The sequence below is a fragment of the Synechocystis sp. PCC 7339 genome (genome assembly GCF_019924095.1).
In the GTDB taxonomy this organism is placed as follows: domain Bacteria; phylum Cyanobacteriota; class Cyanobacteriia; order Cyanobacteriales; family Microcystaceae; genus Synechocystis.
This window is the reverse complement of record NZ_CP063659.1, coordinates 145,620-157,662: the sequence shown is the minus strand read 5'-3', so window position 1 is coordinate 157,662 and position 12,043 is coordinate 145,620. Positions and strand designations below refer to the sequence as shown.

Annotated in this window: 10 protein-coding genes, 1 tRNA gene and 1 pseudogene; 5 read left to right on the top strand and 7 right to left on the bottom strand. The window is 50.5% G+C overall.

Going from position 1 to position 12,043, the window contains the following annotated elements:
• The first annotated feature begins 46 nt into the window (after positions 1 to 46).
• Positions 47 to 1,000: a UDP-N-acetylmuramate dehydrogenase gene (gene murB, locus IQE94_RS00780; RefSeq protein ID WP_223342503.1), complete on the top strand. Its 954-nt coding sequence runs from the start codon at positions 47 to 49 to the stop codon at positions 998 to 1,000.
• Between the two features lie 21 nt (positions 1,001 to 1,021).
• Positions 1,022 to 1,375 (top strand): hypothetical protein, encoded by a 354-nt coding sequence (locus IQE94_RS00775; protein WP_223342502.1) that lies wholly within the window; start codon positions 1,022 to 1,024, stop codon positions 1,373 to 1,375.
• Positions 1,376 to 1,516: 141 nt separating this feature from the next.
• Here the strand turns inward: IQE94_RS00775 and bfr are convergent, their stop codons facing one another.
• Together bfr and IQE94_RS00765 are read right to left on the bottom strand one after the other, a co-directional pair.
• Positions 1,517 to 1,987, bottom strand: a complete 471-nt coding sequence (gene bfr / locus IQE94_RS00770) for a bacterioferritin (RefSeq protein WP_194014969.1) — start codon at positions 1,985 to 1,987, stop codon at positions 1,517 to 1,519.
• A gap of 189 nt (positions 1,988 to 2,176) precedes the next feature.
• A pseudogene (locus IQE94_RS00765) lies at positions 2,177 to 2,424 on the bottom strand (DUF3146 family protein).
• 192 nt (positions 2,425 to 2,616) lie between these two features.
• On the opposite strand from IQE94_RS00765, the gene recR reads away from it, so the two are divergent.
• Positions 2,617 to 3,237, top strand: coding sequence for a recombination mediator RecR (recR, locus tag IQE94_RS00760; RefSeq protein WP_223343182.1), 621 nt, complete (start codon positions 2,617 to 2,619; stop codon positions 3,235 to 3,237).
• Positions 3,238 to 3,361: 124 nt separating this feature from the next.
• On the opposite strand, the gene IQE94_RS00755 is transcribed toward recR, so the two are convergent.
• Positions 3,362 to 3,919, bottom strand: coding sequence for a hypothetical protein (locus IQE94_RS00755; protein WP_194014973.1), 558 nt, complete (start codon positions 3,917 to 3,919; stop codon positions 3,362 to 3,364).
• A 205-nt stretch (positions 3,920 to 4,124) separates the two neighbouring features.
• Positions 4,125 to 6,242, bottom strand: coding sequence for a TIGR00300 family protein (locus IQE94_RS00750; RefSeq protein WP_223342501.1), 2,118 nt, complete (start codon positions 6,240 to 6,242; stop codon positions 4,125 to 4,127).
• A gap of 168 nt (positions 6,243 to 6,410) precedes the next feature.
• Between IQE94_RS00750 and IQE94_RS00745 the strand changes: the two genes are divergently transcribed.
• Entirely contained in the window at positions 6,411 to 8,336 is a 1,926-nt protein-coding gene (locus tag IQE94_RS00745) for a GTPase family protein (protein ID WP_249214023.1), read from the top strand.
• On the opposite strand, the gene IQE94_RS00740 is transcribed toward IQE94_RS00745, so the two are convergent.
• A complete protein-coding gene (locus IQE94_RS00740; RefSeq protein WP_223342500.1) occupies positions 8,305 to 9,798 on the bottom strand; it encodes a GAF domain-containing protein in 1,494 nt (497 codons plus the stop codon). The two genes, IQE94_RS00745 and IQE94_RS00740, sit on opposite strands and share 32 nt — an antisense overlap.
• 407 nt (positions 9,799 to 10,205) lie before the next feature.
• Between IQE94_RS00740 and IQE94_RS00735 the strand changes: the two genes are divergently transcribed.
• On the top strand, positions 10,206 to 11,072 hold the full coding sequence (locus IQE94_RS00735; protein WP_212721694.1) for an SWIM zinc finger family protein: 867 nt from the start codon (positions 10,206 to 10,208) through the stop codon (positions 11,070 to 11,072).
• A gap of 36 nt (positions 11,073 to 11,108) precedes the next feature.
• Here IQE94_RS00735 and IQE94_RS00730 read toward each other — a convergent pair.
• Positions 11,109 to 11,194, bottom strand: a tRNA-Leu gene (locus IQE94_RS00730).
• Positions 11,195 to 11,281: 87 nt separating this feature from the next.
• On the bottom strand, positions 11,282 to 12,001 hold the full coding sequence (locus IQE94_RS00725) for a hypothetical protein (RefSeq protein ID WP_212721691.1): 720 nt from the start codon (positions 11,999 to 12,001) through the stop codon (positions 11,282 to 11,284).
• Between the last annotated feature and the right edge of the window lie 42 nt (positions 12,002 to 12,043).

Sequence of the window (12,043 nt, the reverse complement as noted above, 5' to 3'; positions counted from 1 at the left end):
CTGCGACCATTTTTCTCTGTCCTGCTAATTTTCCGGACTAACCGCCATGATTATTTCCCCCGCTACCCGTCCCACTCCCATGGAACCACCGGCGATCGCCTTGGCGGGGACAGGAACTATTATTCAACCCAACACAAGTCTGGCGGAATTCACCACCTATCGGGTGGGAGGTAAAGCGGAGTGGTATGCGGCGCCCCGTTCCCTGGAGGACTTGGCCGCTGTATTGACCTGGTTCCAAAACCAGGACTTACCGTTAACCTTTTTGGGGGCCGGCTCCAACCTGTTGATCAGTGACCAAGGCATTGGCGGGTTAGTAGTTAGTACCCGTTATCTGCGACAAAGCAAGTTTAATGAAGAACAAGGTTTAATTACCGTGGCCGCTGGGGAGCCGATCGCCAAAGTAGGTTGGCAGGCCGCAAAACGAGGTTGGCAGGGGCTGGAGTGGGCCGTGGGTATTCCCGGTACAGTGGGGGGCGCAGTGGTGATGAATGCCGGGGCCCACAATCAATGCACTGCGGAAACCTTGGTGGAAGCTACGGTAATGCACCCCGACGGCGGTTTGGAAATTTTGAGTAATGAAAAGCTAGGCTTCAGTTACCGCACTTCCAATTTGCAAAAACATTTGGGCGGACGCCTAGTGGTGGATGCCACCTTTCAGTTAAAACCAGGATTTACCAGGGAAGAAATCATGGCCCGCACCACCAGTAATCTCCATCAGCGCAAAAGTACTCAGCCCTACGACAAACCCAACTGTGGCAGTGTGTTTCGCAATCCCACTCCTCTCTACTCTGCCCGCCTAATCGAAGAATTGGGACTAAAAGGCTACCGCATTGGTGGGGCAGAGGTATCCCAACGTCATGCCAACTTCATTGTTAATATCGACAACGCTAAAGCCCAGGATGTGTTTGACCTCATTTTCCATGTACAAGGAGAAGTGCAAAAACACCATGGCATTTTGTTAGAGCCAGAAGTGAAAATGTTGGGAGACTTCACTCGTTAAAGATCATTAAAATGTTATCAAATGCCTAACTCGGCCATTAACATTGCTCAACAATTTGGCAATTACCTCGCCCAGGGGGATTATGATGGGTCCCACGGCCTGCTCTGCCCTGCACTCCAACAACAGTATTCCCCCTCAACTCTACAAGCCGATGTGGAGGGCATGATCGATTATGGTTCTGGCTCCATCCACAGTGCGATCGTCATGGCAGAATGCCTCCTAACCGAGTGGCAATATCCCCCCATGGAAGCTAACGATTTAGCCTGGGTCTATGTTTCCCTTGAAGGGGAAGACTTTCTCGAAGCTGTGTCGGTTATCGTTCACCAACAGGAGGAAAAATTGGCAATTCGCTGGTTGGAATGGGGCCGACCCTGACTTTTTGTCTAGTTAATAGTGACTTAGGGCTTGACTTGCAAACGCTGTGGCCGTGGAGGAGTAAACCTAAACCACCAAAGGCCATCGGGGCCTTGGAGTCGGGAGATTGGCGGGGCCATCATTGCTCAAAAGCAATCAAACCTAGCTCATTTGAGATTGCAAATAATTTTGGAGACCAATTTTTTCAATGAGTCCCAACTGTTTTTCCAACCAATAGGCATGGTCTTCCTCCGTATCTGCTAGGATTTTCAGCAACAGATCCCGACTTTGATAGTCTTGTTCCTGTTCACATACCGCCATTGCTTCCTTCAGGTTGGCAATGACTTGATACTCATAATCCAGGTCGTATTGCAACATTTCCGGTACCGTTTTCCCCACCCGGATTGGATCCTGTTGGGAAAGGTCTGGGGTATCTTCCAAAAAGAGAATGCGCTCAATTAACAGGCTGGCATGGGCCGTTTCATCCTGCATTTCGTGGTTAATCCGGTCATAGAGCTTTTCCAAACCCCAATCCTGATACATACGGGAATGGATGAAATACTGATCCCTAGCGGCTAACTCTCCACGCAGTAGCTTATGAAGTTGGGCGAGGACGGCGGGTTTACCTTTCATAATCAAATTCCTTGCAAGAATGGACAGTGGATAGAACATCCTAGCCACAAATCTACCCAGAAAATAGATCGGGCTAATCCAATTTTAGCCTCCCTGCTGACGAAGGAGCGCTAGGACGTAGGGCTGAACTTGTCAGTACTCTTTTTCTGGCTTTGATATTGAGCGCTTGGGGTGCTTTTTTGTGCTTGTCTAAAGCTGACTGCGGAGAATGAATTCATAATCACCCCCTGGTTCCAATTGATAATCAGTGCGTTCCAAAAAACGTCCCAGGGGCTCAAAAATGAGCGATCGCCCGAGGGAAGGCTGTACTCGCAATTTCCCCCCCGAAAATTCCAGTGAAATTGCCACTCATAGTCCCCAGCCCGCACTTCCCCCGCCAGAAAACCTCCGGGCCAGGAATGGGTAATCACTCTCAGGTGGGCTTTAGTTTGAGGCATAGAAAATACGGGTGGACAAGGAATGGATAAAGTTCAAACGGGTAGTCTATCTAGGCTAAATAAAACATTACCCTGGAAAGTTTTGCCGATAATTGGCGATAGCGTAGCACAATATATGTGGAAGGTGGCCGTCGATTCCATTGCCCATCAGCTCCCGGTTTCCAAGGCTATTTATTTGTCCCCACTAGTAAAATTTCCCTCGCACCAGGAGGTCTTGGCCCCATTTACACTCCTCCCCTAGCCCGTCTCATTGAACAATTGCAACGGCTTCCCAGTGTGGGGCCTAAAACGGCCCAACGTCTTGCCCTACACCTCCTCAAGCGCCCCGATGCGGAGGTAGAAAACTTAGCCCAAGCCATTCTCGACGCTAAAAAACGGGTGGGGCAGTGCCAGGTGTGCTTCCATTTATCCGCTGAGCCCGTCTGTGACATTTGTCGCCATCCCCAACGGGATAACAGCGTTATCTGTGTGGTCAGTGATCCCAGGGATGTGATTGCGTTGGAAAAAACCAGGGAATTTCGGGGCAAGTACCATGTGTTAGGCGGGGTAATTTCCCCCATGGACGGCATCGGCCCAGAGCAGTTGACCATTCAACCCCTATTACATCGGGTTAGTCAGCCGGAAATTGCCGAGGTGATTTTAGCCATTAGTCCCAGCGTGGAAGGGGAAACCACCACTTTATATCTCGGTAAATTACTCCAACCCTTTACCAAAGTTACCCGCATTGCCTTTGGTTTACCCATGGGGGGAGATTTGGAATATGCCGATGAGGTTACCCTGGCTCGGGCCCTAGAAGGACGACGGGAACTTTAGTTGTTTGCAGGGAAATGGCGATCGCCAAAAAAAGCGCTGTGAACACAACGCTTAGGAGAATGTAGACACTAAGTCCGGCTATTAAACAAGCCGGTAAAATAAGTTCATCGCGTAACCCGACGGCTTACCAAAGACCACGAATGGGCATGGGAGCAGGGGCGGGGGCCACAGGAGCAGGGGCGGACCGGGTCACGGGGGGCAAACCAACAGGTTCGGAGGATTGGAAGTTAATTTCGGAAATGGTGACTTCTTGAACTTCCTTGAGATCCAAACGGGTCAACCAAGTGGGGTGGGCCGCAGAATAGAAATCAGTACGGATATAGTTACCATTGTCATCGAACACGGGCTGGAGCAAAACGTCATCACCGGGTTCAGCAGCACCGGCGCCGTCCCAGTGGTAGATGCGGCTGTTGTCGCTCACTTCGATATAACCGGGGAAGTCACCATAGGGCAACAGTTCAACTTGGATGATACTACCAACCTTACCCCGTACCCGACCGATCGCCAGCCCATCGAAGCTCATTTGCTCGTTGATGGGGGCATACATGTCATGGCCAGGAAGCTGGCTCAATAAAATGTTACCCTTGGTTTGAAAAGGCTCAGCTTGGGCGGGGGCAGCAAAACCTAGGGCCGCAGCAGCAAGCAAAACTCCAGAGAGGGTTTGAACAGATTTGTTTAACACGATAACCTCGCTTGTGAATCACGAAAATCAATTTTTAGCTAGGGCCAAAATCCAGACCCCGACGCTAAAAGTATAATATAGTTCCTCGGAGACGGGGAAGGTTTGACCCCATCCCTTAAAACTTTTTTACCTACTTTTTGATATTTCTAATTTACTAGCCCTGGGCCCGCAGACAACGCCCTGGGGCCGAAGACTAGGACAGCGGTTAAAAGGTTTCGTTCAGGCTATAGGGTCTGGTGAGTTGTTGCAGTTGTCGCACCAGAAGACTGAGGAATAAACCCACATCGGTGACTACTCCGACGGATTCCACCGAGCCCCGGTCGCTGAGCTTAGTTACCACAGCGGGATTGATGTCCACACAGACCATTTTCACTCCCGAAGGAGTCATATTGCCCACGCCAATGGAGTGCAGCATGCTTGATAACATCAAAATCATATCTGCACCCCGGATCATTTCACTGTAGCAACCCTGGGCCTTAACCAAATCCATTTCCGTATCGGGCAGGGGGCCATCATCCCGAATGGAGCCAGCTAAACAATAGGGAATGTTGTTTTTAACGCATTCATACATCACCCCCTTGGTGATAAACCCCGCTTCCACCGCCTGACGAATACCACCGTAGCGTCGCACAGTGTTAATGATTTTCAGATGGTGACGGTGCCCCCCCCGCACTGGGATGCCCCGTTGCATATCCACTCCCAGGGACGTACCCATGGTGGCCTGCTCAATGTCATGGACGGCGATCGCATTGCCCCCCAGCAGGGCATGGACATAGCCCTCCCGCACCAGATGGGAAAGGTGTTGGGCTCCGCCGGTATGGATCACCACAGGCCCCGCAGTGACAACAATTTTGCCTCCCTGGTCCCGGATTTGCCGCATTTCCCAGGCAATTTGTTCTACCAAAAGTTCTACCCGACGCTCGCTGGAAACCCCCGCCGCCATAAAGGCAAACTCTTTATTTTCTTTGCGGGCTCCGCCGTCATGGGATTCCACTTTTTTGATGGTACGGATACCCTCGACCCCCACCATGACCCGATCTCCGACCTGGAGATCCCGAAGAAGGACACAGCGGGCCGAAGGGGGATTGCTAGTGACCACAATGGCCGCATCCATCCGTTGTCCTGTCACCTGGACCCATTCGCAATTAACCCGTACCTCCGTGGGATAAATGGTGCTGACATAGAAATCATCCGGAGCGACCCCCCATTGGGTTACCGTTTCGGTGTTGATATCACAGAGTTCCTGGGGAGGTGGCACTGCGCCGAGATCAATCAGTTCGGTCATGATCTCTTCCATAATCTGGTGGGAGGGGGCCGAAACCCTGACTTCCGCGCTGGAGGTACTGTTGCGCTCTACCCCCAAATTGAAGTTCAACACCCGGAAACTACCGCTGTTTTCCACCACTAAATCCAGAGCTTGGTTGAGGATGCCGGCATCGAGCAAATGGCCTTCCATGCGAATTACCCGACTTTCAATGGAAACGTTGGCATGGACATCTTCCAGAATAGGCTCCGTTACCCGCAGGGTCAGACATTTTGCGGCTCCCCCCGCTTTCAAAAATTCCGTCAGGGGAGTTTCCCGCACCGTGAAGCCGGCCTCCGCCAACTTATCCTTTAGGGTTCGACTGACCAAATTCATGATGATGATGTCGTTAACATTGACTGCATTGCAAGCAAAATTAACCGCATCTAGCTCTTCAACAATAATCCGCTTTTCCGGGGGAATCCGCATTTCAATTACCCGGTTGGAATAGGCGTCAAAGGCAGGGGGGTAATAGAGCAAATAACCACCACTCAGGGGGCAAAAACAGGTATCAAGGTGATAAAAACGCTCGTCAATTAACCGCAGGGAAACGACTTCCGTATCCAGCCATTTGGCAATGTAGGGATGGGAATCTAGTTCGGAGCGGAAACCGTACCCGGCCCATAACCAACGACCTTCCCGGTCAAACAGGGCGTCCCCGGCCCCTTCAAAGGGCAAATCCTGGGGCAGTTCGTAAACAGTGAAACCATTTTCTTCAAACCAAGCTTTGAAATAGGGTTCTTCCCCTTGGCGTTCTTTGTGGTAAAAGCGACTGAGCACCACATTTTCTCCCAATACCAGCCCCGCATTGGCGGTGAAGACCATATCAGGCCAACCCTTTGCTGGCTTCACCAAGTCCACAATGGCGCATTCTTTGATGGTCTGGTGTAGTTTTTTCCATTGCTCTACGGCCCGCTCCTGGGAGGATTTGTGGATATTGCCCTCCATCCAAGGATTAATTACGTAGTCCACGTCGTAGTGGTCGGGGGGGCACATCAAAATGCGAATATCGTCAGCCATGGTTGAAGAAGTAAAAAAGTTGGTTTGCAAGTATATCTAGAGACAAATCCTGGTTGGAGTAAGGTCGTAAATCAGCTTTCCAGGCAGGCGGAATCCAACCTTCCATTCTATCACGGTACCCCTGTTGAAACTTTGCCCCTGGGCCCATACCATGGGGACAATGTTTTTTTGTTGAGAGCCCCCATGGCGATCGCCAATGTCCGTCTCCGCCCCTGGCAGGGAGTGGTTTTAGTGTTACCCATTGCGGGGGTAATAACCTTTTTGTTGGTGGCGGCCAGTTGGCAAATTAATGCTTGGCACTTGAACTGGATTTGGGCGGTGGTGGTACTAGTTTTCCTGGGCTGGCGCTGGCTGTTGGTGCGGTGGACAGCTCCTCTGGCAGCCCCCAATGGGGAAGCATCTTTCCCCGCTGTTTCCCTGGGAGCACCCACGACGGACGTTACCGTGGAGAAAATCGAGCAAGCGTTAAACAAGATTCTCCAAGCTTCCCGCCAAGACGTGCCAGTGTGGCAGGATTGGCCCTTGTTTTGGCAGAGATGTCAACAAGTGGTGACAGCAGTGGCCCAGACCTATTACCCGGAAGTTAAATACCCTTTACTAAATATTTATGTGCCGGATGCCTATGGTTTAATCCGGGGCACGGTGGATGATATGGACCGCTGGGTTGCCAACCTTTCCCCCACCCTCAATCAAGTCTCTTTGGCCCAGGTGTATCAATCCTACGAGGTTTACCAGAAGCTAGAACCATCCCTGAAAAAAATTTGGCAGGTGTGGTACTGGGGTCAGTGGGTGCTCAATCCGGTGGCGGCGGCGGCTCGGCTAGCCAGTCAACAAAGCAGTCAGCAGGCTACCCAACAATTGTTAGTCAATCTTAGTCAACAACTGCGGGAAGCGACTTTACGTACCCTCTGTCGTCAGGCGATCGCCTTGTATAATCCGGTCAGTGGTAATTTGCCGGACAATTTTGCCAGTGGGGGTAACCCAGTTCCGGGGCTAGTGAAGGCCAAAAGCCAGACTTTGCAAAATATTTTGTCCCAGGGGCAATCCCCCCAGGAAGTGGAGCAACAGCCGGTCAATATTTTATTGGTGGGACGCACTGGGGCGGGGAAAAGTAGCCTCATTAATGCCCTCTTTCAAACTAATTTGGCGGTAACGGATTTACTACCCAGCACCACGGAAATTACTAAGTATGAATGGCAAACTAAGGACGGCCAAACCCTGTTCCTCTGGGACAGTCCCGGTTATGAGCAGGGGCAACAGTCGGACTTAAGACAATTGGTGTTGGACTATGCCCAACGGGCCGACGTCATTTTGTTGCTCAATCCCGCTTTGGATCCGGCTTTGCAGATGGATGCGGACTTTGTGAAGGATGTCCAAACCCTGGCAGGAGAACGACCTTTAATCCTCTTGGTAACCCAGGTGGACCGACTGCGCCCTGTGCGGCAATGGCAACCCCCCTACGATTGGCGATCAGGAGATCAGGCTAAGGAAAAATCAATTCGGGAAGCGGTGCAATATCGGGTAGAGCAATTGGGCCAGTATTGTGAACAAATTTTGCCCATTGTGAGTGGGGATGAAACGGTAGGGCGATCGCCCTGGGGCCTGGCAGAACTTTCCGTGGCCCTAGTGACTGTGGTCAGCCCAGCCCAACAACAAAGACTAGCCCGCTTTTTGCGTAACCTAGAGGCCCGTTCCCTGGCGGCGGCCCGGATCATTGACCGTTATGCTCTGCAAATGACCACTACCCAAGGGGTGACAGCTCTGTTAAAAAGTCCAGTGTTGCAATTTGTTTCTAGTTTGACCACCGGTTCCCCAGCCCTGGCCTATCTACTGGCGGAGCAAATTCCCATTGAGCAACTGCCATTGGTGTTGGGCAAGCTCCAGTTAGCCTATGACCTATTTAATTTATTGGCGGCGGATAACGATGACACAACCTTTGATTTACTGACCCTATGGCCCCTATTGCTAGACAATCCGGTGGCCCCGGATCGCAATGCTTGGGCTTTTGGCCATGCCTTGTTGGAATATTGGACGCAAAATTTAACAGTGGAGCAGTTGGGGGTCAGATTTCGCCATTATTGTGAGCTAGGTTGAGTGAGGGGGGATGTATTAACGGTAAAAGGTTGTGTCCACTATAATCAGCGGTGGTTTCGGCCGATATTTTGGGCCACTGTACCCAATACCAGTAACCACGCTCGGCACTGCCCTGCAAAGTAATGTGTCCCTGATGGCTTTTGATGAAATAAAAACTGAGGGTTAAAGCTAGAATTTGTTGGCAATGGTGGCCCTGACTTTCCTGGTTATGGCCCTGAAGTTTTAGGGCTAAATGTTCTAGTGTTAACTGAATATTTACCTCTGTCTGGTTGGCTTCCCCTTCTGTGAGTAAATTCTCTAGGGGTACATGGGGCAGGTTCCGGCCCTGGGGCAAATCAACCCAAATAGCTAAGTGTAAATACTCTTGACCGGCAGAAGCGTGGATACGCAGTGTGCCATCCGTTACCCCCTGGTCCAACAAACTCAGTAACAGATAGTAAATTCCCTGTCTGACTTTGATTTTATCTAGGGGCCAGTATCTTAACCCCGATTCCAGGGAAAGTTTGAGGGCAAGCCGATTTTGACCGAGGACGGCGGCCATTTTATCGCGCCAATACTCCCCCAGTAGGGCCAGATTGACATCGACAATTCTCAAGCCCTGGCGATCGGGTTTAATTTGCTCCAGTTCAATAATTTCCTCAATGGCTTGGTTAACCCGTTGGCCACTCTGGTGAATAATTTCTAGATACTGTTTTTGCTTCTCATTAAGGTCGCCAAAAACCCCGTCCCGTACAACACTAGCCATGCCGATCACCGCAGTGAGGTCCCGCTGGGTACGGATCAGGTAATGGGGAACCAATTGCAGTTTGACTGCCTCTGGAGAATGGGCCGATCGCCCTGACGTATGCAATTTATTTAGGTTATTCCCCTTAGAGGAATAGATATCATTGCCCCCCATGGTAACCAAATTCAACCCAATATCATTTGAATTGCGGTCATGTTGCCTCTGGTTGGCACCGAGACAAGCTTGGTGTTCAATTTCCCCCATGCACCAACGGGCAGTCATATTAAGCAGAGCCACATTCTGCTCCGTAAAATCATAGGAACAAAAGTCTAGCACCGCTAGGGTTCCGAGGCACACACCATCTCGGGTTAGCAGAGGAGTGCCTAGGTAAGACCTAATACCATAACGTTGGTACAACTCCCCCTGGATAAAAAATGGTTCTGCTAAAGCATCATTAACCACGAGCGGCATGGCACTATCCACCACCATAGTACAATAAGCTTCATTTCGCTGTAAGCGCCGGGAAACCACCAGGGAATCATTCACGCCCAAGCTACATATGCCCACCGCAGAAGCAATGTGAATCTCGTCCTGCACCATCAAACCCACTATACAAATGGGTAATCCCAGACTCTGGGCAAGGGTTTGGGTGGCTTCTTCAAAAAAAGTATTATTTCCATTGGTCAGCAGGCCCAACTCCGAGAGTTTTTTTTGTCTCTGGGCCCGTCGATCCACCATAGATAATCCATCTAAGGTACAACTTAATCCATATCCGTATAACTGACTAGAATAAGAACGGGATGACATAAACTCCTGTCAAGTCGGTAAAACAATCATTTAAGTCTATGGTTCTTTTCCACTTTCTGTTAAATGAGCCATGACTATATTGATTGCTGAACATTTTGTGATGTTGGGCGTTAATAGTTAACTGTTGCCCAGAACCCATTTTCTATATCCATGATGGTGTAACTCCATTTAGATGGCAATCCCCCAGGGAGAAGTGTAGGGTGATTTATTCCGTCAACAGGAGTGGGTTCATGATTTCCTAAGAAAGAAGTATAGGATGGTGAGGGGAAAGTCGATGTCAATGCTAGCAATGACTTTCGTTAAAAGCTTGTGGTTAGGACGTATAAAATTACTGAACTATGGTAGCAACGCAGATTGAACAACGACAATGGTGGGTGGATCGATGGTTAGAACTATTAGATTCCTACCGATTTAAAAAGCGCCTCGAACGGGCCAGGAATTATGCCAGGGAGGGTAATGTCCTTAGTTTGCAGTTTGTGGAGAGTAAGCTAACTGCCCTGGTGCAAGGCACAGAAGTGGATCCATACCAGGTTACTTTGGGGTTGGATTGCTTCAGCGATGAGGATTGGCATTATGTGGTGGCTACCTTGGCAGAACAAGCTCTGTATGCGGCCCAATTGCTTAGTGGAGCCATGCCTCCTAGCATCGAACAGGTGTTTGTCCAAAATGGGCTAAATTTGTTCCCCTTCACCCTGGGGGAGGTTCATTCCCGTTGTAGTTGTCCAGATAAGGCTAATCCCTGTAAACATATCGGTGCGGTGTACTACCAATTGGCAGATCACTTCCAAGAGGACCCCTTTGTGATTTTTCGTCTGCGGGGTCGGAGTCGGGGTGAGTTGTTGGAGCAGTTGAGTTGTTATCGACACCTTAGTCCAGCTCAATTGGCCAGCTATGACCCAGATCTTTGCAATGATTCTACGGCGATCGCCATTGATATAGAAGAAGGGGCAACAACCGCCAAGCCCCAAAAACAAACTAAGGCAGAGCAACAGCAAGCCATCGAACAATTTTGGCAGTATCGAGGGGAATTGGCCCCGGAATTAACGGCGATCGCCCCACCGGATAACCCCATGCAGCAAATTGAACGCCTAGGGGATCTGCCCTTAAATTATGAGGTGGCCAGGGAAATTAAACAGGCATTGACGCAAATTTACCAAGCCTCCAGCCAAGCTACCCTAGGACAGATGATGGGGGCCGGTGACTAGCTAGCCCTAACAAAGGGAAAACAGAGAAACCTTTAATGGGGGTGGAGAGACTCGAACTCTCACGAGCTTATAAGGCTCAACGGATTTTAAATCCGCAGCGTCTACCATTCCGCCACACCCCCAACAATTGGGGCACGCCGATCCATCGGCGATTAAGCATCATACCACAGAAAGTTTCCTCCACCGGTATGGCAAGATTTTCAGTGGAGCTAGCGTGGTTGGGGTTGCCACTCCAGATAAACACCAAAACGACTTTCCCGGTAAGCGGGGGAATTTTGCCGTTGCAAATCCGTTGCCAAACGCCATTGGGGAGTCAACGCATAGCCCACAGAAAGGGTGCTAATGCCCACTTCTGCGGTGCCGCCAGGGGCAACAAAATTTTGACTAAAACTAATATCCGCTGCTCCAGTGCGGGAAAGGGCTAAAACCACTTTGCCCCCCACATTAATCCCCTCACTGTGGTAGTCATTTTGGGCGATCGCCCGGTAACCTACCAGGGGAGTAACATTTACATACCAACCCAGGGGCAGAAGATAGTATTGCAGATTGCCCCCGCCCCCCTGTTGTCCAGCAAAATTGGTGTAGTAATCGCCGCTCAAGCTCAGAGGGGATTGACCAATGAATAGGTCTTCTACACCGATCGCCGCTCCACTGGATTGATCATCGTCGGGAAAATAGTTATAACCCAAGCGCACCCTAGTTAGAAAAGCTGGATCATTGCTATTTTGCTCAAACAAATCCGGGGTTTCGTCCCACCATCGTTGCAAAGTGGGGCTATTTTCCACCAGGGCCGGCTCCAAATCCAACGGGTTTTCCTCCGGCGGCGTCTGTCCCCAGGCTTGCCCCCCCATTCCCCCACTGGCGATCGCCAACAAGAGCCCAAAGTTAGCAGGCCAAAAGCTCAAGCAACTACGAAACAATGCCCCCATGGCTCCTCCATCAAGTGTTCCTACCCAGGAATTTGGTCATTG